This window comes from Nocardia mexicana NBRC 108244 (assembly GCF_001613165.1).
GTDB classification, from domain to species: Bacteria; Actinomycetota; Actinomycetes; order Mycobacteriales; family Mycobacteriaceae; genus Nocardia; species Nocardia mexicana.
In genome coordinates, this window is the sequence record NZ_BDBV01000131.1 from 1 (window position 1) to 19,567 (window position 19,567).

Here is a 19,567-nt window from a genome sequence, read left to right on the forward strand (position 1 = left end):
GAACGCCCCGGCCGAGCCGCCGCAGCCCGCGGGATCGCATCCGCTGAGCCTGCCCGCCGCGCTGCCGCGCCAGGGGCTGCGAGTCTTCGCGCTGGGCGGCATCGGCGAAATCGGCCGCAACATGACCGTTTTCGAGTTCGACGGCAAGCTTCTGATCGTCGACTGCGGCGTGCTGTTCCCGGAGGATCAGCAGCCCGGCGTCGACCTGATCCTGCCCGACTTCCGTCCGATCGAGGACCGGATCGACGACGTGGCGGCGGTGGTGCTCACGCACGGTCACGAGGATCACATCGGCGCCGTGCCGTTCCTGCTGCGCCAGCGCCCCGACATTCCGGTCGTCGGTTCGAAGTTCACGCTGGCGCTGGTCGCCGCCAAGTGCCGCGAGCACCGGCTGCAGCCGAAGCTGATCGAGGTCAGCGAGGGCGAGAAGACCACGCACGGCCCGTTCGAGTGCGAGTACTTCGCCGTCAACCACTCGATTCCCGACGCCATCGCGGTGGCCGTGCGCACCCCCGCCGGGCTGATCCTGCACACCGGCGACATCAAGCTCGACCAGCTGCCGCTCGACGGCCGCCTCACCGACCTGGCCGGATTCTCCCGGCTCGGCGACGAGGGGGTGGACCTGTTCCTGGTCGACTCCACCAATGCCGAGGTGCCCGGCTTCGTCACGCCCGAGCGCGAGATCGGCCCGGTGCTCGACAACGTCATCGGCAAGGCCAAGGGCCGGGTGATCGTCGCCTCGTTCGCCAGCCACGTGCATCGCATCCAACAGGTGGTGGACGTCGCGCAGCGCTACGACCGGCGGGTGTGCTTCGTCGGCCGGTCCATGGTGCGCAATATGCAGATCGCACAGGATCTCGGCTATCTCGAGCTCCCGGACGGGCTGGTCGTGGACCTGGATCAGGCCGCCAACCTGCCGGTGCACAAGTTGGTGCTGATCTCGACCGGCTCGCAGGGCGAACCGCTGTCGGCGCTGTCGCGCATGGCGCGCGGCGACCACCGCCAGATCAACATCCGCGCCGACGATCTCGTGGTGCTGGCCTCCTCGCTCATCCCGGGTAACGAGAACGCCGTGTTCACGGTGGTCAACGGGCTGGCCCGGCTGGGCGCGACCGTGGTCACCCAGCAGAACGCCAAGGTGCACGTCTCCGGGCACGCCTCGGCCGGTGAGCTGCTGTACCTGTACAACGCGGTGCGCCCGACCAACGCCATGCCCGTGCACGGCGAATGGCGGCACCTGCGCGCCAACGCCGCGCTGGCCGTCGCTACCGGTGTTCCCGAGGACCGGGTGATGCTGGCCGAGAACGGCGTCGTGGTGGATCTGGTGGACGGTCTCGCCTCGATCGTGGGCCGCGTGCCGGTCGGCCAGGTGTACGTCGACGGGCTGTCCGTCGGTGACGTGGGCGAATCCACGCTGTCCGATCGGCTGGTGCTGGGCGAGGGCGGTTTCATCGCGATCACCGTCGCCGTCGACGAGACCACCGGCAAGGCCGTCAGCGCGCCGGAGGTGAGCGGGCGCGGCTTCTCCGACGATCCGGGCGCGCTCATCGAGGCCCAGAAGCTGGTGGAGGCCGAATTGCAGCGCCTGGCCTCCGAGGGCGTCACCGACACCCACCGCATCGCGCAGAGCGTGCGGCGCGTGGTCGGCCGCTGGGTTGCCGATGTCTACCGCCGCCGCCCGATGATCGTGCCGACGGTCCTGGGCGTCTGATTCCGCGCCACGACGCATGGTCACGAGTCCAGTAGGCTCGAGGCCATGAGCATGGCCCAACGGGAACGGCGGGCGCTGGTCGTGACCATGACCGCGACGGGCCCGGACGCGCCGACCCTGTGCGGTACCTGGACGGTTCGGGATCTGGCCGCGCACCTGGTGGTGCGCGAACGGCGCCCCGACGCCGCGCCCGGCATCCTGCTGAAACCCCTCGCCGGATACCTGGATTCGATCCAGGCGCAGGTCGCGCGGCGGCCGTTCACCGATCTGCTGGAGCAGATCCGCACCGGCCCGCCGTGGTGGTCGCCGCTGTATCCGGTGGATGCCGTGGCCAATCTCACCGAGATGTTCGTCCACCACGAGGACGTGCGCCGCGGCGAACCCGGCTGGGAGCCACGGACATTGAGCGACGCGGACGAGACGAAGCTCTGGCATGCGGTGCGCCGCATGGCACGCATGGCCTACCGCAAGTCCCCGGTGACGGTGGTGCTCACCACCCCGCAGGGCGAGCGCGTCACCGCCCACAACGCCGGCGGCGACGCGGTCATCCTCACCGGCCCGCCCTCGGAACTGCTGCTCCACGCGTTCGGCCGCAACGAGGTCCGCCTCGACGCCACCGGCCCGGATGCCGACGTGCAGGCCGTCTTCGCCACCGACCGCAGCGTCTGAAGCCGTCGTATCAGGCATATGCCCAGTTCGGCGTGGTGTTTCCGCCTGATCGGATGGGCGCTTCGTCACCTTCCCGGCCGGTCACGGCGCTTTTGTGACTCGGTGTGATGTGGGTGGGATGGGTGTTGCGGATGGTCTGGATGGGGCGATTGCGGCTAGCCTGATGACCATGGCAGGTAAGTCCCGGGGCACCACGACGTCACGTTCGCGGGCGGGGACGGGGCGGGGGACGTCGTCGGGGTCGGCCCGGGGACGTGCTCAGCCACGGTCTCGCGCGGCTGGTCCGCGCGCGAAATCGACGCCGCGCGGGCGTTCGGGCCCCGCTCGCCGTCCGGCCCGGTCCAATACCGCCCCGCTCGCCGTGCTGGGCCGCGGCATCAGCGGCGGCTGGTCGATGCTCGCGCGCAGCGTGGGCGCCACCACCCGCACGCTGAGCCGCGCCGGGGAGATCGAGCACGGGCATCGGCGCGACGGGATCGCCCTGGTGCTCATCGCCTTCAGCGTGATCATCGCCGCGGCCGTCTGGCTGTCGGCGGGCGGCCCCGTCGGGCACGCCGTCGACACGGCCATTCGCTGGATCACCGGATCCGCCTCGGCCGCGCTGCCGTTCGTGGCCACCGCCGTCGCGGTCATCCTGATGCGCACCGAGGCGCGCCCGGAGATCCGGCCGCGGCTGGTGCTGGGCGGGCTGCTGGTCGGCCTGCCGGCGCTGGGCCTGTGGCATATCGCCGCGGAGGCGCCCACCGATCCGCACGGCCGCGCCCATGCGGCCGGTTTCGCCGGATACGTGGTCGGCGGCCCGCTGCGGGACGGGCTGACCGGCTGGCTCGCCGTGCCACTGCTGTTGATCGCCATGGTGTTCGGGGTGCTGCTGCTCACCGGCACCACCGTGCGCGAGGTGCCGAACCGCGTGCGCGAACTCTTCGGCACCGGCAGCGGCGGCGACGAATACGACTCCTACGACGGCCAATACGGGCTCTACGACCCGGAAAACTATGACGCCGACGGGTTTCCGGTCCACAAGGGCAAGTCCAAGCGGAAGGGCCGCACGCCCGCGGAGAACTACCCGACCGACGAATTCGGCGGTTCCGACGCCGTCACCGAGGTCATCGGCGAGCCGCCGCTGCGCGAGGCCAAGGAGATCGCCGCCGACGCCCCGGCCGAGAAGCCCGCGGCCAAGCCCAAACCGAAGAAGGCGCCCAAGGTCGTCGATCAGACGCCCGAGCCGCCCGCGCCACAGCAGCTGGAATTCGTCCCCGAACGCGAGATCGAGGGCGACTACCAGCTGCCGCCGATGAACCTGCTCGTCGACGGCGATCCGCCCAAGCGCCGCAGCGCCGCCAACGAGTCGATGATCGAGGCGATCACCGAGGTCCTGGTGCAGTTCAAGATCGACGCCGCGGTCACCGGGTTCGTGCGCGGCCCGACCGTCACCCGCTACGAGGTGGAACTCGGGCCCGGCGTGAAGGTCGAGAAGATCACCGCCCTGACCCGCAATATCGCGTATGCCGTTGCGACGGAGAACGTTCGGCTGCTGGCGCCTATCCCGGGCAAGTCCGCGGTGGGCATCGAGGTGCCCAACTCCGACCGCGAACTGGTGCGGCTGGCCGACGTGTTGAAGGCGCCGTCGACGCGAAACGACCACCACCCGTTGGTGATCGGGCTCGGCAAGAACATCGAGGGCGAATTCCTCGCCGCCAACCTGGCGAAGATGCCGCACCTGCTGGTGGCCGGTTCCACCGGTTCGGGTAAGTCGAGCTTCGTGAACTCGATGCTGGTCTCGCTGCTGCAGCGGGCGACGCCCGACGAGGTGCGGATGATCCTCATCGACCCGAAGATGGTGGAACTGACGCCCTACGAAGGCATTCCGCATCTGATCACCCCCATCATCACCCAGCCGAAGAAGGCCGCCGCCGCGCTGGCCTGGCTGGTGGAGGAGATGGAGCAGCGTTACCAGGACATGCAGGCCAGCAAGGTCCGCCACATCGACGACTTCAACAAGAAGGTGAAGTCGGGGCAGATCACCACGCCGCTGGGCAGCGAGCGCGTCTACCGGCCCTACCCCTACATTCTCGCCATCGTCGACGAGCTGGCCGATCTGATGATGACCGCGCCGCGCGACGTCGAGGACGCGATCGTGCGCATCACCCAGAAGGCCCGCGCCGCGGGCATTCACCTGGTGCTGGCGACCCAGCGGCCGTCGGTGGACGTGGTCACCGGCCTGATCAAGACCAACGTGCCGTCCCGATTGGCCTTCGCCACATCGTCTCTGACCGATTCCCGGGTCATCCTGGACCAGCCGGGCGCCGAGAAGCTGATCGGCATGGGCGACGGGCTGTTCCTGCCGATGGGCGCCAACAAGCCGACCCGCCTGCAGGGCGCGTTCATCTCCGACGAGGAGATCCACGGCGTCGTCGAGTTCACCAAGAACCAGGCCGAACCCGAATACCAGGAGGGCGTCACCGCCGCCAAGGCGGGCGAGAAGAAGGACGTCGACCCGGATATCGGCGACGATCTGGACCTGTTCGTGCAGGCCGTGGAGCTGGTGGTGACCTCACAGTTCGGCTCCACCTCCATGCTGCAGCGCAAGCTGCGCGTCGGCTTCGCCAAGGCGGGCCGCCTGATGGACCTCATGGAGACCCGCAACGTGGTCGGCCCCAGCGAGGGTTCCAAGGCCCGCGACGTGCTGATCAAACCCGACGAGCTGGAGGGGTTGCTGTACACGATCCGGGGTGGGGGAGACCCCGAAGCGGAGTCGAACGCCGACGAGTAACGCCGCCACATGCGGTGAGCACGCTGAGCGCCATTTCACCTTGCATACATACCGCTATCGATATGTATCGTCGCGAGAAGGCACCTGAATTCACGCGTGGCAAGGAGTTGGACGTCTTGGAGGAGGTATTACGGCCGCTCATCGTCTTCGGCGGCACACTCGCGGTCACCGTGGCCGTCGGCCTGCTGGTCGACCGGCTGCTGCGCTACAGCGCGGACAGGCACCCGGGCACCCGGCTGTTCACCCTGCTGCGCCGGGTGCAGACCCCGCTGCAGATCCTGCTGGCGTCGGCCGGATTGCAGATCACCTACCCCTTGGCGCATCTGGAACTGCGCCAGGACGCGGTGATCCGCAACATCCTGGCGACCGTGGCGATCATGGCGGCCGCCTGGCTCACCGTGCGCGCCGTCGACGCCGTCGCCGAGAACACGCTCGACAAGTACTCCCGCCGCGCCGCCGATATCGCGCGGGTGCGGCGGCTGCGCACCCAGTTGACCCTGGTCCGCCGGATCGTGACCGGGATCCTGGCGGTGGTGACCGCCGCGGTGGCGATGCTGCTGCTGTTCCCGAACCTGCGCACGCTGGGCACGTCGCTGCTGGCGTCCGCGGGCGTCATCGGCATCATCGCCGGTGTGGCGGCGCAGTCGACGCTCGGCAACCTCATGGCCGGGCTGCAGATCGCGTTCGGTGACTCGGTCAAGATCGGCGACACGGTCGTGGTCGAGGGGGAGTGGGGGACGGTCGAGGAGATCACGCTGTCCTTCCTCACCGTGCGCATCTGGGACGACCGCCGCCTGACCATGCCGGTCTCGTACTTCAACAGCAAGCCGTACGAGAACTGGTCGCGCGGCGGGCCGCAGATCACGGGGACGGTGTTCCTGTACCTGGATCACAGCACCCCGGTGCCGGAGCTGCGCGACCATCTGCACGACTACCTGCGTGAGCGGGAGGACTGGGACGGCCGCGACTGGAACCTGCTGGTCACCGACAGCACCCCCACCAGCATCGTGGTCCGGGCATCCATGTCGGCCCGCAACGCCGACGATGTGTGGACGCTGCGCTGCGCGGTCCGCGAGGAACTGCTCGGCTGGCTCGCGGCGCGCTATCCCTACGCTCTGCCGAAGATCCCGACCGTGCAGGCGGCGCCGTCGCCCGCGATGGCGGAGTGAGCGGCGCATCAGTGACATCCGCCCGGGGTTTCACCGCCCCATAACCTTCCGGTCACATCGGTCGACCATGCTTGCGGCTTCCAATCCGGATCGAAAGGTTAGGCATACACATGGACTTGTTGGTAGTGGTCGCGAACATCTTCACCTCGATGATGGGCGCCCTCAGCGGCAGCGCGGCCTGATCGCTCGCCAGGGGACCGGCCCTGTTCGGGCCGGTCCGAGGGGGTAGTGCGCACACCGTCGACGCCGACAATCTCCGGACCGATGACCGCGCTCCGCACGCGACGGCCGCACCCTGATCATCTCCCGAAACCCCGGTGACCTGCCCGATTTCATCGACGCCGGCACCGGCGAACTGATCGGCTGAACCGCTGTATGTCTGCCAGGCGGTTCCGGAGCGGTCGGTACTCGATGGCCGATTCCCGCGAGAGGATGCGCTCACCAAACTTCTTCTGGCACCATTGATTTCGCGGTAGTTACGAGCTGGTTCACCGATTGGGAAAGAGCACTCCATGATTCTCGCGGCTGTTCACGACACGATCCTCGCCCAGGTCGGCAACCCCACCCCCGAAACCCCTCCGGCTGCGGACAAACTGATGAAGCTGGTGCGCTACTTCACCTGGTTCGTCCTCCTGGCCGGTGTCCTCGGCATCACCTACGCCGGCGGCCTGTTCGCGTGGGAGAAATGGACCGGCGGCGGCTCGCGGGCCCCGAAGATGGTGGCGGGCGCCATGATCGGCGGTGTCATCGCCACCAGCGCCGGGACCATCATGAACGCCGTGATCGGCTGACGTAGCCGACACTTCCGCTGTTCTCTCGAACAGCTCGCCTACCAGCACGCAGTCACAACCCGCTTGCGGGCCCCGGATATCAGTAGGGGAAGGGCTTGTTTGCCTGTGCCCAGGCCTTTTCGGCGTCGGTACCGGGGCCCGGCGGAAACAGACCGGCGATCATCCACAGATCCCGCGGGGACTCGTAGGTATGGAACTCCCAGTGCAGTCCGCGATCCCGGGTGTAGGGCTCCATGATCGCGTTGAGCCGCTCGGTCGATCGCCTGCGCAGATCCGGATCGTCCAGGTGCCGGGCGAGGTGCTCGACGACGATCCGCACGGTGTCACCCGCCGGGCGCCCGCCGACGAAGAACGCCGACTCCTCGACTTCGGTGAACAGCACGACGACGTAGAACTCCGGCAGGCCGAAACCGGTGTAGAGGTCCGTGATGTCCTTGGCGAAGTCTCGTTTGTCCTTGTCGGAGTAGGTATTCGCGGGATGGTAGACGTGCCACAGCGGCATGGATGCGTCCTTTCGGGGAGGGTGGGGGTCAGCGGCCGATCGGTACCGTGAGGCCCTCGACCGGACCGGACAGCGCCGCCTTCACCTGTCTGGTCACGTCGTCGACGAGGACCTCGTGGTCGCCGCGCTCCACGCCGTCGAACACCGCCGCCGCCACCTGTTTCGGATCGATCTTGTCGACCGTGAGCCGCTCGACCATGTCGGTGTCGGCGAAGCCGAGATGGACCCCGACCACCTGGGTGCGCTGGGCGGCCAGCTCGAGCCGGAGCGAATTGGTGAGCGACCAGAACGCGGCCTTGGACGCGCCGTAGGCCGCCGCGCCCGCGCCCCACGACAGCACGGAGTGAATGTCGACCAGGGCGCCGCCGCCGTTGGCCGCCAGGACGGGCGCGAACGCCTGGGCCACGCGCAGCGGTCCGAAGACGTTCGTGTCGAAAGTCGCTACCACATCGTCCATTTCGGCCTTCAGTAGCGGCGCCGGGAGGAGTACGCCCGCATTGTTGACGACGATGTCGACGTCGTGCGCCCGAACCGCCGCGGCCGCAACGGAATCGGGATCGGTGACATCCAGGGTGAGCGGTTCCACGCGTGGGTCCGCGCCGGGTTCCGGTCGGCGGGCGGTCGCGTAGACCTTGGTGGCGCCGCGGCGCAGTAGCTCGTCGACGAATGCGCGTCCGAGGCCGCGCCGGCCGCCGGTCACCAGTGCGACCGTGCCTTCGATTCTGATCATTTTTAGATTATGCTCATCATCTATACGGATGCGCAAGACTGTATGTGCCGAGCGCGTCATCGAGGGCGGGTGGAGACGGAAGGAGTGCAGGTGCCGAGAGCATCCCGGGCGCAGGCGGAATCGCACCGCAGGGAGATCGTCGACGCGGCCGCGGCGCAGGTGCGCGAACGCGGGGCCCATGCGGTGACCGTGCCCGAGGTGATGGCCGCCGCCGGACTGACCCACGGCGGCTTCTATCGGCATTTCCGCTCGAAGGAGGACCTGCTGGTGCAGGCGTGCGCGGCCGCGTACGCCGAGAAGATCGACGAGATGGACCGGATTCGCGCGGACAGCCCCGACGGCCCGGCGGCGCGGCGCGCGTTCATCGAGCGGTACCTCTCGGTCGCGCACCGCGACGCGGCCGGACGGGGGTGCGGCATCGCGGCGACGGCCGCGGACGTGGCGCGCGCCGATCCCGGCGGCCCGCTGCGCGAGGCCTACCTCGACGGCATCCGCACCATGATCGACCGACTCGCCGACTTCGGCGGGCACCCGGCCGAACGCGATGTGCTGGTCGAACTCTCGGTCATGGCCGGTGCGCTGATGCTGTCCCGGGCGAGCGCGGGCAACGAACTCTCGGAACGAATCCTCGACGCCGCCAAGGAGTTTCTCGCCGAGCGAAACCCGCCTGACGGTGACTCGGATTCGTGAGTGTGGGAGTCAGTCGCTGTAGGACCAGCCGGAGACCGTGCCGACCGTTATTCGAATCACCGGACCCTGCGGTGAGTTGCTTTGATACTGCGGGTATTTGGCGGTCAGCCAGGCCACGGGCTCGCTGCGGTCGGCGTCGGTGGTGAGGACGCGCGCGGTGCCGTCGAGGCGAACCCACCACAGCTGGGTCCAGTCCTCGTCGTAGCGGTCGGCCAGGACGGACACCCGGTCGTCGGCCGCGATATTGCGCAGTCGGCGCAGGTTCGTGGTGGTCTTCGGCTTGTGATCCACCGCGATCACGACCTCCGATCCGTCCGGCGCCGTCGCGAAGGTGACCGGGACCAGATGGGGCTGCCCGCTGTCGCTCACCGTCGCGAGCCGCGCGACCCGTGCCGCGCGAAACCGCCGCAGCGCCTCCTGTTCGTCCAACCGCACGAACCCAGGCTAGGCGTGCGGACGTTCGCGGGCGAAGCTCAGGTGGTCGAGTCGCGTGCCGTTGCCCTACGCGCCCGCCGCCTCGGCCTGCAGCTGTTCGGTGGCCTCCCGCTGGATGCGGTCGAACTGGGCGCCCATCGCCTCGGCGAGCGCGGTCGCCGCCGAGAGCGGGCGGACCATGACCGTCAGGCTGTCGATCTTGCCCGCATCGTCGAGGTGCACGAAATCGCAACCGCTGAGCTGCTTTCCGGCGACGGTGGCCTCGAAAACGAGCGCGGCATCGCGCCCGTTGGTATCCACGATCTCCCGGACGTAGCGGAAGTCCTCGAACACCCGCATCACGCCGCGGATGATCGCCGCGGTGATCGCCTTCCCCGGATACGGCTTGAACGCCACCGGGCTGGTGAACACGACATCATCGGCCAGTAGCGCCTCGATGGCCGCCGGGTCGTGCGATTCGACGGCCTGTCGGAGTGGATGCATCCCAACCTCGCATATGCAACTAGTTGTATAGGTTCCCCGCATCCTAACGGCTGCGCGTGGTTCGACGCCAGGTTCGAGATGTCTCGCCGCGCCGGAGTTTTGCGTCGCCGGTATTCATTGATACTATCTACTGGTAGTAAGCGGCATTGAGTAGTACGAGGAGGTGGTCCGTGGGCAAGCAGATAACGGAGATGCTCAAAGGCACGCTCGAGGGGATCGTCCTCGCGATTCTGGCGGCGCGGTCGGCGTACGGGTACGAGATCACGGCCTGGCTGCGGGAGCAGGGGTTCGACGACATCGCCGAGGGCACCGTATACGCCCTGCTCGTCCGGGTCGAGAAGCGAGGCCTGGTGGACGTCGAGAAGGTTCCGTCGGAGAAGGGGCCGCCGCGCAAGGTGTACTCGCTCAACGCGCAGGGACGCGAATATCTGGACGAGTTCTGGAAGAACTGGGGCTTTCTCTCCGAACGGCTCGAACAGCTCCATGAAGGAGGCAGATGACCATGTTCATCACGAAGGTGATCGGCGATCTCGGCGAGAAGCGGCGCTGGCGCCAGTACAAGGCCCGCGCGAAACAGCTCCCCCCGGCCTATCGCGCGGCGATCGAGGCGTGCGAGCGGTACCTGATGATTTTCGGGTCCGCGGGCAATATGTCGATGTACGAGGACCTTGTCGACCTGTTCGAGCAGAGCGCGACGGACGGCACCCCGATCCGCGTCGTCGTCGGGGAGGATCCCGTGGAATTCATCGAGACGTTCGCGGGGAACTACAAGGACGATTCGTGGATGAACCGCGAACGCGACAAGCTGACCAGCGCCATCGACCGCGCAGCCCGGGACGACGGGACAGCAGGGTAGGGCGCGGTCGACATGAGTACCTCGACCTGCACCGGCAGGATCCACATCGACGGCCCGGCCGCACCCGAGCCCGGCGCGGGAGGGTTCGGGCGGCCGAGCAGCGCCGGGTTCACGATCGGCCGGGCGGCGGCGTTCGCGGGGACCACGGTGGCGACTGTGCGGCTCTACCACCAGTACGGCCTGCTCGACGAGCCGGACCGGGACAGCTCCGGCCGCCGCCGATACGGACCGGCCGAACTGCTCCGACTGGTCCGGGTCCGCACCCTGGCCGGCGCGGGCGTACCCCTGACCGACATAGCCGATCTGCTCGACTACCTGGCCGACATAGAGCGCGTACTCGGGGATCGACGGTAGCCTCGATGTCCCGCAGTGGCCATCGAAAACCGGTGTGCCCGAGAGGATTCGAACCCCCAACCTCCTGATTCGTAGTCAGGCGCGCTGTCCGTTGCGCCACGGGCACGTGGCCCGCGCTGGGTGTCGCCATTGACACCCGACTCGTCGTTGAGCTGCGCGGGCCGGAAAGGCTGGTTCCCTCGGCGAGATTCGAACTCGCACTGTCCGGTACCTAAAACCGGTGCCTCTTCCGATTGGGCTACGAGGGAGCGCGGACGGAGGGACTCGAACCCCCAGCCGACGACTTTGGAGATCGCTGCTCTTCCGGTTGAGCTACGTCCGCAAGCATGAGAAAGGGCCGCTTCGTGGCGTAGTGCCCGATAGCGGCCCTGGAGTGGGTCCGTACGTACAGACCTCAGGGACCGTTGCGGACGTCCGTCCAGCGGAGACCGGATACCGGAAGTAGCGCGAACTGCCGCCGGGCGCCACAGAGCCAACGGCGCTGGTTGATATGCCCGATCATCGCTGTCCCCTTTCCGGTAGTTCCGAAGTTCGTATTTCGACGGTAGCACCGTGAATTGCGGTGGGAAACCGAATATTCCGCGGCCGTTCCAGGGGTTTCAATACCCCTTCCCAGCTATCGCGAAACCTGCGCCGGTGACAAAAGTCCGGGGCAGGTCACGCCGGTTTGCGCGCCTGCAGTGTGAACGTGAACGGCATCCGTTCCCGATGCTCGATCAGCCGCCACTCGCCGTCGTCGCCGCGCTCCATGCCCTCGGGCAGGACCGGCCACGGCGCGCTGTCGTGTTCCTCGAGCCCGGTGACGGTCAGACCCGCCCCGAGCACGGCCGTGACGATCTCGCCGATGCCGTGACTCCACTGGTGGGTGACGGTTCGGGTCAACGCGCCGTCGGTGTCGACGTAGGTCGCGGCGTCCTCGTACACCTGGGGCTCCGCGGTCTCGAAGTACGGGTAGCCGATCGCCAGCTGCGGGAGCTGCGTCTCGTCCAGCGCCTGCGCGAAGGGGTGGCCGTCGCGCAGGAACAGGCGCCCGCCGGGCCGCAGCAGTCCGGCGACCGTGCGTGCCCAGCGCTCGATATCCGGCAGCCAGCACAGCGCGCCGATACCGGTGAACACCAGGTCGAAGCGTTCCGAACCCAGCGCGGCGACCGCGTCGTATACGTCGGCCTCGACGAAATCGATTGCGGCGCCGGATTGTTCGGCCAGTTCTCGGGCGTGGTGCACGGAGGCGGGGGAGAAGTCCAGTCCGGTCATGGTGGCGCCGAGCCGCGCCAGCGAGATCGTGTCGGTACCGAGATGGCACTGCAGGTGCACGCCGCGCAGCCCGTCGATATCGCCCAGCCGCGGCAGGTCGAACCGCACGGTATCGCTGACGAACGACGGGTCGCCGCGGAAGCGATCGAGGGCGTAATCGGGCGAGGCGGCATGCAGTGGCGCGCGGTCGTCCCAGTTTGCGCGGTTGAGGGTGCGGTAGTCGGTCACGATGAGCGACTGTGACACGCCACCGCCCGCACCCGCCAGCAAATATCGTGCGTCGGCGACTATCCGGCGAACGCCCCCATCACCGGCAGCCACTCGACGAACCGCGTGTCCGCGATCAGACCCTGCCGGGCGAACGGGTCCTCGGCCAGCAGCTTGTCCATCGCCTCGGCATCGTCGGCGCGGAACAGGATCAGCGCGCCCGAGCCGTCGGGATACGGGCCCGTCGTCAGCACCACGCCGCGGTCGACCAGCCCGGACAGCCACGCCCGATGCTCGGGGCGGTGCTCGTCGCGCCCGGGGGCGGTCGCCTCGGAATAGGTGTAGTGGACGGCGAAGATCGGCACGGGGACTCCCTCGAGGTCTACAGGGTCAACAGCATTCGAGTATTGCCGAGGGTATTGGGCTTGACGTAGCTGAGGTCGAGGAACTCGGCCACACCGGTGTCGTAGGAGCGGCACATCTCCGCGAACACCTCCGCCGTCACCGGGGTGCCGTCGATCTCCGCGAAACCGTGCCGCTCGAAGAAGTCCACCTCGAAGGTGAGCACGAACAATCGGCCCAGTTCCAGTTCGCGCGCGATCTCGATCAGCTTGTCGACGATGAGCCGCCCGATGCCACGGCCCTTGACACCGGGATGCACCGCCACGGTGCGCACCTCGCCCAGATCCGCCCACAGCACGTGCAGGGCGCCGCAGCCGACCACGCGGCCGTCCACCTCCGCCACCCAGAACTCCTGCACCGCCTCGTACAGCGTCACCAGGTTCTTCTCCAGCAGGATCTTGCCGGCGTAGGCGTCGACGAGGGCCTTGATGTCGGGCACGTCCGAGGTCCGGGCACGGCGGACGACCGGGGTGCCCGCTTGCGCGCCGCCGATCGAATCACTGTGGGGTGCCCGTGTTGTCATGGGGTGCACAGTAGTCGGCGGGGTTACCGATAGTCTGGTGGAGTGCCGCACTTCCCGCCCTCCTCCACGCCCCACCCGTCAGGGGTCCGGGGCTGGACACAGACCGGGTGGGGGTGCCGGTGAGCGTGCAGAGCGACGATATGGACCACGTCTGGGTGGAGACCGGCCGGGCCCGGGCGAATCTGGTGCCCGCCGCGGCCCGCACCGTGGAGCCGTCGGCGGTCCCGCTGATGAATATCGCCAATATCCTGACCGTGGCCCGGATCCTGATCGTGCCGCTGTTCCTGCTGGCGCTGTTCGCCGCGGGCGGGCACGAGACCGGCTGGCGGATCGTGGCCGCGGCCCTGTTCGGCGTCGCGGCCATCACCGACCGCATCGACGGGCAACTGGCCCGCAAATACGGGCTGGTCACCGACTTCGGCAAGCTGGCCGACCCGATCGCCGACAAGGCGCTGATCGGTTCGGCGCTGATCGGGCTGTCGATGCTGGGCGACCTGGCCTGGTGGATCACGCTGGTGATCTGTGCCCGCGAGATCGGGGTGACGCTGCTGCGGCTGGCGGTGGTGCGGCGCGGCGTGATCCCGGCCGGCCGCGGCGGCAAGCTGAAGACGCTGGTGCAGTCGCTGGCCATCGCGGTGATGGTGTTGCCGCTGTCCGGGATGTTCGAGACCGCGGGCCTGCTGCTGATGTACGTGGCGGTGGCGCTGACCGTGATCACCGGCCTGGACTACGTGGTGCAGGCGGCCCGGCTGCGGTTCGGCCCGGGTTCCTGAGTGCTTCCCTCCAACGGTGATCCGCTCATCGCGGCCGTACCCGCCGCCGACCTCGTACGAACACTGAAGCAGGCGGACCTGACCGTGGCGACGGCCGAGTCGCTGACGGCGGGGCTGCTGGCGGCGACCATCGCGGGCGTGCCCGGCGCCAGCTCGGTGCTGCGCGGCGGCCTGGTCGTCTACGCCACCGACCTCAAACACTCCCTGGCGGGCGTGAGCGAACACACACTGACCGCCGACGGTCCCGTCGCCGCGAGCACCGCCGAACAGCTGGCCGTCGGCGCGCGGACGGTCTGCGCGGCCGACTGGGGGCTGGGGCTCACCGGCGTCGCCGGGCCCGAACCGCAGGACGGCCGCGCGGTCGGCACGGTGTTCCTCGGGCTGGCGGGACCGGAGGGTACCGAGGTGTTGCGGTTGAAACTGTCCGGCGACCGGTGGACGATCAGGATGGATGCGGTGCGCGCGGCCGTATGTGAGCTCGTTCGCAGCCTTGGGCGGCGGACGTCCGGGAACCAACCGGGAGGCGTGTGACGTTGTCACTGCAGACACTCGGTCCGGCGAGGAAGAGAACGTAGAGGAGAACGAGATGACGCTGCTGCGAGAGGCCATCGGGGAAAGTCTGCGGCGTGCTCGGATCGCCCAGAGCCGGACGCTGCGCGAGGTGTCGACCTCGGCGCGGGTGAGTCTCGGATACCTGTCCGAGGTGGAGCGCGGCCGCAAGGAGGCCTCCAGCGAACTGCTGGCCGCGATCTGCCAGGCCCTGGACCTGCCGCTGTCGCAGGTGCTGTTCGACGTGAGCGCGGCGATGGCCGGCGCCGACGGTCCGGCCCCGGTGGCCGCGCCCGCCGCGGAGCCGGTGGCCGCTCCCGCGGATACCGCCGTCGCGTCCGCGTCGGCCGTGCCGCTGGGCGCGATCGCCGAGGACACCCGGATCGTCATTCCGGCGCCCCGGGCGGAAAAGCTGGTACTGGTACAGGCGAAGTGATCCGGTTGTTGCCGGCGTCGAGATCGATCGGCGCCGGCAACGCTGTACGACGGAGCGGAAACGGATAGATTCTCTATAGGCGTCGGTACCGGCCGGTTCTCCCATACCGGTGCCGCACGGTGGAGGATAGGGACAAACGGGGTGCGTGACGGTCGCGCACTACAGTCGCGTTGGAGCGCGGCGCATCAGATGGAGGCGGGATCAATCGATGGCTAATCCGTTCGTCAAGGCCTGGAAGTACCTCATGGCCCTCTTCGACTCGAAGATCGAGGAGCACGCGGATCCGAAGGTCCAGATTCAGCAGGCTATCGAGGAAGCCCAGCGCCAGCATCAGGCCCTGTCACAGCAGGCGGCGTCGGTCATCGGCAACCAGCGCCAGCTCGAGATGAAGCTGAACCGCCAGCTGGACGAGGTGGAGAAGCTCAACGCCAACGCCCGGCAGGCGGTCATGCTCGCCGACCAGGCGCAGACCGCCGGGGATTCGGAAAAGGCGATCCAGTACACCAACGCCGCCGAGGCGTTCGCCGCGCAGCTGGTCACCGCCGAGCAGTCCATCGAGGACCTGAAGGTGCTGCACGACCAGTCGCTGCAGGCCGCCGCCCAGGCCAAGAAGGCGGTCGAGCAGAACGCGATGACGCTGCAGCAGAAGGTCGCCGAGCGCACCAAGCTGCTGTCCCAGCTCGAGCAGGCCAAGATGCAGGAGCAGGTGTCCGCGTCGCTGCAGTCGATGGACTCCACCCTGTCCGCGCCCGGCAGCACGCCGAGCCTGGACGCGGTGCGCGAGAAGATCGAGCGCCGCTACGCCAATGCGCTCGGCGCCGCCGAACTCGCGGGCAATTCGGTGCAGGGCCGCATGATGGAGGTCCAGCAGGCCAGCGTGCAGATGGCCGGTCACAACCGACTGGAGCAGATCCGCGCGTCCATGCGCGGCGACGCCCTGCCCGCCGGTGAGGCCGCGCCGCAGGCCACCCCCAACCCGGCCGCGCAGCAACCGCAGATCGATAAGGGTCAGACCGCGCAGCAGTAGCGGTCGCCTGCTGGAAAGGTACTGGTGTGATGGGCAGATCGCGGGCCCGCAACGAGCCCGCGGTCGGCCGTGCCCGCCTCCGTCTCCGCAGGTCACGAGAGTCCGAACCTGATACCGGGCCGGAGGTCCCGCCGCCGGCCCGGCAGACGGATTCCGATGCTGCGACACCGGTGCCTTCCACCGAAGTCTTGCGCCCTTCTACCGAGTCGGGGATCCCTTCGCCTGGCGAGGCCGTCCCACCCCTCGGTCCCGGTGCCGAACCGGGGATCTCGTCGCCTGGTGAGGCCGTTTCACCGCCCGGGCCTGGTGTCGGGTCGGGGGTCTCGTCGTCTGGTGAGGGTGTTCCGTTCCTCGGCGCTGGTGTCGGGTCGGGGGTCTCGTCGTCTGGCGAAACTGTCCGATTCCTCGGTCCCGGTGCCGAGCCGGAGATCTCGTCGCAGGGCGAGGTCGTCTCGATGTCGGGGCGGGGCGAATCTGTCCCATCCCCAGCAGGCGGGTTCCTGGGAGCCAGTGTGCAGCGCAAGAGGTCCGGTGGGCGATCGCGCGGACGGGATCGTACCGTCGATGCCGTCCTCGAACGCGACGCAGGTTCGGACTGGAAGTCGTTGTTCCCCTCGGTGTTTCGGCGCTCGCCCAGCGAACCCGCGGGTGGGCGCTCGGATGAATCGCGAGATGCGCCGCACCCCTACGGTTTCGGTGCGGCGCCGGGCCACGACACGGTGAATCCGGGTGCAGCGGAACGTATCCCGTCGAGCACGACGAACCGTTTCGGCTGGGCGCCCACGGAGAGCGCCTACTCCGCGCAGCACCCCACGCGCCCCGCTGACCGGCCCACGCGCCCGGGCGGTGACGCCACACACGACGAAGGCGCGGCAACGGCTTCGCCCATACCCGAGGGTGGCATCCCCGGCGGGCAACACGCCTTTCCCGAGGCGGCGCGGCCAGCCGAACCCCTGCGCCCGCGCCCCGAACGAGAAGAGGGCCGAACCTCCGCGCGCGGCACTTTTCTCAGGCGCGGCTCGGCGAAACGTGGCTTTACAGCCCGGCGTGGCACGCCGGTCGGGAGTAACACCTCGGAGGCGCGCAGTGCCGAAGCGGAGCGAGACACTTCAGAGCGGCGCCCTACTTCAGCTGGACGTGGTGCTTCGGCAGAGCATGGCACGTCGGCTGGGCGTGATTCTTCGGCAGAGCGTGGCGCTACAGCGGGGCGTGGCAAGCCGGATGGGAGTGATACCCCGGCGGGGCGAGGTGCCTCAGACGGGCGCGTTGATTCGGGCGGTCGGGGTGCTTTCGCAGAGCGCAGCATGTCGGTTGGGCGCGACAGTTCGGTGGGGCGCGCTACTTCAGCTGGGCTTGATGCTTCGGCAGAGCGCGGCACGTCGGTAGAGCGTGGTGCTGCGGCGGGGCGAGACGCTTCAGTTGGGCGCGGCGCTTCGGTAGAGCGCACGCCCACGGTTGGGCGTGATTCTTCGGTGGGGCGCGGTGCTGGGGCGGGGCGGGACGCTTCGGAGCGGCGTGCTACTTCGGCAGAGCGTGGCGCGTCGGTTGGGCGTGATTCTTCGGTGGGGCGCAGTGCTGGGGCGGCGCAGGACGCTTCGGAGCGGCGTGGTGCTGCGGCGGAGCGTGGTAGTTCGGAGCGCCGTGCTACTTCGGCTGGGCCTGGTGCTTCGGCAGAGCGTGGCTCTACAGCTGAGCGGGGTGGCGTGGCCGGGCGTGGTGAAGGCGCTGAGCGGGGGAGTGCTGCTGGGCGGGGGCCGCGGGCCGGGCGGTTCGTGCGGGATGTGCTGGCGCAGTCCGGGGTCGAGGATGAGCAGATCGATCAGGCGCGGCGGTTGCCGGATGCGTTGCGGGAGGTGGGGGAGCACGCGCTGCACACGGTGCGTAAGTGGGCCGATCCGCGCGAGCGGGAGTTGCGGCGGCGTCGGCGAGTGCGTCGGCGGAGCCTGCGGCTCGGGGCCGCATCGGGTATCACCGCGCTGGGAACCGCCGGGCTGGTGGTCATCTCGGCTCCGGTGTGGGCCGTCATCGTCGTCGGGAGCGGCGCCGCGGCGCTGGTGACCGGCGCCGCCGTCACCACCAAGCGCTATATCGAGCTGCGGCGAAACCCGTTGCCGCAGGCCGCGTTCGTCCCCCGCAAGCTCCCGCCGATCCGATCGTCGGCCCGCGCGCCGATCGCCAGGCTGGTGCGCGCCGAGCGAGCGCTGCACACGCTGGCGCAGCAGATCGCACGCGGCGGCAGGCTGCCCGAGGAAGACCTGGCCGACACCATCGAAACGGCCGGTTCCGGCGCCGCCGCGCTGCACGCGCTGGCCGCCGACGTGGCAGCCATGGAGAAGGCGGCCGGCGTTGTCGGACAGGTGAATTCGATCTCCGGCCCGGTCCTGGCCGACCATGTCCGCGCCGCAACGGCCCGGCTCGAGACCGGTGTCGTCGACTACGAAAAGCTGGTCGCCTCCGCGAGCCGTGTCCTCGCCGTCCCCGAAAGCCCCGCCCTGCCCGACGACCTCGGCTGGGCGATGGTCGAACTCCGCGACGCCGCCGACCGTCTCGACGGCTGGGCCCAGGCCCTCACCGACCTCGCCGACCAACGCTGACCCGCCCCTCCCCATCGCACCCAGCGCACCCTACCGGTCGGCAGACAACCGCTTCGCGCACCCTTTATCCGTTCCTGCACACCCTTTTAGCCGCTGCACGGGGTGCACGAACGAGTACGGGGTGCGCGAACGGAGGCTCTGCCGACCGGTAGGTGCGTGTCGTGGTGGGGCGGCCCCCGCGTGTTGTGGTGGGGCGGTGCGCCGGAGTCTCGGCGGCACCGGTCTCGGTCGCACTGGCAGGGTGAGTCAGGGCGTACCGGTGGGGCGATCGAGCCGCCATTCTTACCAGCGCGATTGATCGCGATGTTGGTCGTTGGCCTACCGGGTTCCCCGCGCATGCACGGTTCTCCATGCGCGCAGACAGCGTTCGCTGGACGTGGTCGGTTGAGCGGGGCACCGTGCGGCGGTAGTCTCCGTCCGCACGGCGCCGAGCCGAGACCTCGACTGGTATGGACTACCGAAATGCGTTGGGTCAGAACGCGTTCTGTATCTGCGCCACGATCTGCTGCAGTGCGCCACCGGCGTCTTTCTCGCCGGAGGCGGAGCTGCCGCTGCTGGTGATGGGCGCGCTGGCGTCCTTGTCGCCGGAGGCGGAGCTGCCGCTGCTGTTGATCGGCGCGCTGGCGTCTTTCTCGCCGG

21 protein-coding genes and 3 tRNA genes are annotated in these 19,567 nt (G+C 68.9%); 14 read left to right on the forward strand and 10 right to left on the reverse strand.

Going from position 1 to position 19,567, the window contains the following annotated elements; genetic code table 11:
• The 5 genes from NM1_RS38240 to NM1_RS38260 all read left to right on the forward strand — a co-directional run.
• Positions 1-1,711: ribonuclease J (locus tag NM1_RS38240; protein WP_303757402.1), on the forward strand; the 1,711-nt coding region annotated here is incomplete at its 5' end.
• Between the two features lie 45 nt (positions 1,712-1,756).
• Positions 1,757-2,380 carry a TIGR03085 family metal-binding protein gene (locus tag NM1_RS38245; RefSeq protein ID WP_068032192.1) on the forward strand — a complete coding sequence of 208 codons (624 nt, stop codon included), beginning with the start codon at positions 1,757-1,759 and terminating at the stop codon, positions 2,378-2,380.
• A 169-nt stretch (positions 2,381-2,549) separates the two neighbouring features.
• Positions 2,550-5,153 (forward strand): DNA translocase FtsK, encoded by a 2,604-nt coding sequence (locus NM1_RS38250; protein ID WP_068032245.1) that lies wholly within the window; start codon positions 2,550-2,552, stop codon positions 5,151-5,153.
• Positions 5,154-5,269: 116 nt separating this feature from the next.
• The gene (locus NM1_RS38255; protein WP_068032248.1) at positions 5,270-6,322 is read left to right on the forward strand and encodes a mechanosensitive ion channel family protein; all 1,053 of its coding nucleotides are present in this window, start codon (positions 5,270-5,272) and stop codon (positions 6,320-6,322) included.
• Between the two features lie 512 nt (positions 6,323-6,834).
• Positions 6,835-7,113, forward strand: coding sequence for a hypothetical protein (locus NM1_RS38260; RefSeq protein ID WP_068032201.1), 279 nt, complete (start codon positions 6,835-6,837; stop codon positions 7,111-7,113).
• 79 nt (positions 7,114-7,192) lie between these two features.
• On the opposite strand, the gene NM1_RS38265 is transcribed toward NM1_RS38260, so the two are convergent.
• Both NM1_RS38265 and NM1_RS38270 read right to left on the reverse strand, forming a co-directional pair.
• Entirely contained in the window at positions 7,193-7,615 is a 423-nt protein-coding gene (locus tag NM1_RS38265; protein ID WP_068032204.1) for a tautomerase family protein, read from the reverse strand.
• A 28-nt stretch (positions 7,616-7,643) separates the two neighbouring features.
• A complete protein-coding gene (locus NM1_RS38270; RefSeq protein WP_068032207.1) occupies positions 7,644-8,345 on the reverse strand; it encodes an SDR family oxidoreductase in 702 nt (233 codons plus the stop codon).
• Between the two features lie 90 nt (positions 8,346-8,435).
• Between NM1_RS38270 and NM1_RS38275 the strand changes: the two genes are divergently transcribed.
• On the forward strand, positions 8,436-9,035 hold the full coding sequence (locus tag NM1_RS38275) for a TetR/AcrR family transcriptional regulator (protein ID WP_068032249.1): 600 nt from the start codon (positions 8,436-8,438) through the stop codon (positions 9,033-9,035).
• 9 nt (positions 9,036-9,044) lie between these two features.
• Here NM1_RS38275 and NM1_RS38280 read toward each other — a convergent pair whose 3' ends face one another.
• Both NM1_RS38280 and NM1_RS38285 read right to left on the reverse strand, forming a co-directional pair.
• Positions 9,045-9,470 carry a TIGR03668 family PPOX class F420-dependent oxidoreductase gene (locus NM1_RS38280; RefSeq protein WP_068032210.1) on the reverse strand — a complete coding sequence of 142 codons (426 nt, stop codon included), beginning with the start codon at positions 9,468-9,470 and terminating at the stop codon, positions 9,045-9,047.
• Between the two features lie 66 nt (positions 9,471-9,536).
• Positions 9,537-9,953 carry a nuclear transport factor 2 family protein gene (locus NM1_RS38285; protein ID WP_068032218.1) on the reverse strand — a complete coding sequence of 139 codons (417 nt, stop codon included), beginning with the start codon at positions 9,951-9,953 and terminating at the stop codon, positions 9,537-9,539.
• A 170-nt stretch (positions 9,954-10,123) separates the two neighbouring features.
• Between NM1_RS38285 and NM1_RS38290 the strand changes: the two genes are divergently transcribed.
• The 3 genes from NM1_RS38290 to NM1_RS38300 are packed head-to-tail and all read left to right on the forward strand — an operon-like array spanning position 10,124 to position 11,163.
• Positions 10,124-10,453: a PadR family transcriptional regulator gene (locus NM1_RS38290; RefSeq protein WP_068032222.1), complete on the forward strand. Its 330-nt coding sequence runs from the start codon at positions 10,124-10,126 to the stop codon at positions 10,451-10,453.
• Complete coding sequence (locus NM1_RS38295; protein ID WP_068032225.1) at positions 10,450-10,809, forward strand: DUF1048 domain-containing protein; 360 nt, start codon at positions 10,450-10,452, stop codon at positions 10,807-10,809. The genes NM1_RS38290 and NM1_RS38295 overlap by 4 nt, the downstream gene beginning before the upstream one ends.
• Positions 10,810-10,821: 12 nt before the next feature.
• Positions 10,822-11,163: a MerR family transcriptional regulator gene (locus NM1_RS38300; RefSeq protein WP_068032228.1), complete on the forward strand. Its 342-nt coding sequence runs from the start codon at positions 10,822-10,824 to the stop codon at positions 11,161-11,163.
• 33 nt (positions 11,164-11,196) lie between these two features.
• On the opposite strand, the gene NM1_RS38305 is transcribed toward NM1_RS38300, so the two are convergent.
• The 6 genes from NM1_RS38305 to NM1_RS38330 all read right to left on the reverse strand — a co-directional run bounded on the left by NM1_RS38305 (position 11,197) and on the right by NM1_RS38330 (position 13,549).
• Positions 11,197-11,269, reverse strand: a tRNA-Arg gene (locus NM1_RS38305).
• Positions 11,270-11,334: 65 nt separating this feature from the next.
• Positions 11,335-11,411, reverse strand: a tRNA-Leu gene (locus NM1_RS38310).
• Between the two features lies 1 nt (position 11,412).
• A tRNA-Trp gene (locus NM1_RS38315) sits at positions 11,413-11,485 on the reverse strand.
• Positions 11,486-11,820: 335 nt separating this feature from the next.
• Entirely contained in the window at positions 11,821-12,648 is an 828-nt protein-coding gene (locus tag NM1_RS38320; protein WP_211339587.1) for a class I SAM-dependent methyltransferase, read from the reverse strand.
• A gap of 56 nt (positions 12,649-12,704) precedes the next feature.
• On the reverse strand, positions 12,705-12,989 hold the full coding sequence (locus tag NM1_RS38325; protein ID WP_068032232.1) for a YciI family protein: 285 nt from the start codon (positions 12,987-12,989) through the stop codon (positions 12,705-12,707).
• Positions 12,990-13,006: 17 nt separating this feature from the next.
• A complete protein-coding gene (locus tag NM1_RS38330; protein WP_068032235.1) occupies positions 13,007-13,549 on the reverse strand; it encodes an amino-acid N-acetyltransferase in 543 nt (180 codons plus the stop codon).
• Positions 13,550-13,668: 119 nt separating this feature from the next.
• On the opposite strand from NM1_RS38330, the gene pgsA reads away from it, so the two are divergent.
• The 5 genes from pgsA to pspM all read left to right on the forward strand — a co-directional run bounded on the left by pgsA (position 13,669) and on the right by pspM (position 18,928).
• Complete coding sequence (gene pgsA / locus NM1_RS38335) at positions 13,669-14,322, forward strand: CDP-diacylglycerol--glycerol-3-phosphate 3-phosphatidyltransferase (RefSeq protein WP_373864098.1); 654 nt, start codon at positions 13,669-13,671, stop codon at positions 14,320-14,322.
• Positions 14,323-14,853, forward strand: coding sequence for a CinA family protein (locus NM1_RS38340; protein ID WP_068032237.1), 531 nt, complete (start codon positions 14,323-14,325; stop codon positions 14,851-14,853).
• Positions 14,854-14,908: 55 nt separating this feature from the next.
• Positions 14,909-15,307, forward strand: a complete 399-nt coding sequence (locus NM1_RS38345) for a helix-turn-helix domain-containing protein (RefSeq protein ID WP_068032240.1) — start codon at positions 14,909-14,911, stop codon at positions 15,305-15,307.
• 208 nt (positions 15,308-15,515) lie between these two features.
• Positions 15,516-16,334, forward strand: a complete 819-nt coding sequence (locus NM1_RS38350; RefSeq protein ID WP_068032241.1) for a PspA/IM30 family protein — start codon at positions 15,516-15,518, stop codon at positions 16,332-16,334.
• 1,772 nt (positions 16,335-18,106) lie between these two features.
• Positions 18,107-18,928 (forward strand): phage shock envelope stress response protein PspM, encoded by an 822-nt coding sequence (gene pspM / locus NM1_RS38355; protein WP_084520446.1) that lies wholly within the window; start codon positions 18,107-18,109, stop codon positions 18,926-18,928.
• Positions 18,929-19,567: the final 639 nt, after the last annotated feature.

Coding starts and splice junctions, on each gene's coding strand:
- NM1_RS38260 (WP_068032201.1), top strand. CDS start 6,835: ATGATTCTCGCGGCTGTTCACGACACGATCCTCGCCCAGGTCGGCAAC.
- NM1_RS38330 (WP_068032235.1), bottom strand. CDS start 13,549: ATGACAACACGGGCACCCCACAGTGATTCGATCGGCGGCGCGCAAGCG.
- NM1_RS38350 (WP_068032241.1), top strand. CDS start 15,516: ATGGCTAATCCGTTCGTCAAGGCCTGGAAGTACCTCATGGCCCTCTTC.
- NM1_RS38245 (WP_068032192.1), top strand. CDS start 1,757: ATGAGCATGGCCCAACGGGAACGGCGGGCGCTGGTCGTGACCATGACC.
- NM1_RS38265 (WP_068032204.1), bottom strand. CDS start 7,615: ATGCCGCTGTGGCACGTCTACCATCCCGCGAATACCTACTCCGACAAG.
- NM1_RS38300 (WP_068032228.1), top strand. CDS start 10,822: ATGAGTACCTCGACCTGCACCGGCAGGATCCACATCGACGGCCCGGCC.
- NM1_RS38250 (WP_068032245.1), top strand. CDS start 2,550: ATGGCAGGTAAGTCCCGGGGCACCACGACGTCACGTTCGCGGGCGGGG.
- NM1_RS38285 (WP_068032218.1), bottom strand. CDS start 9,953: ATGCATCCACTCCGACAGGCCGTCGAATCGCACGACCCGGCGGCCATC.
- NM1_RS38295 (WP_068032225.1), top strand. CDS start 10,450: ATGACCATGTTCATCACGAAGGTGATCGGCGATCTCGGCGAGAAGCGG.
- NM1_RS38345 (WP_068032240.1), top strand. CDS start 14,909: ATGACGCTGCTGCGAGAGGCCATCGGGGAAAGTCTGCGGCGTGCTCGG.
- NM1_RS38270 (WP_068032207.1), bottom strand. CDS start 8,345: ATGATCAGAATCGAAGGCACGGTCGCACTGGTGACCGGCGGCCGGCGC.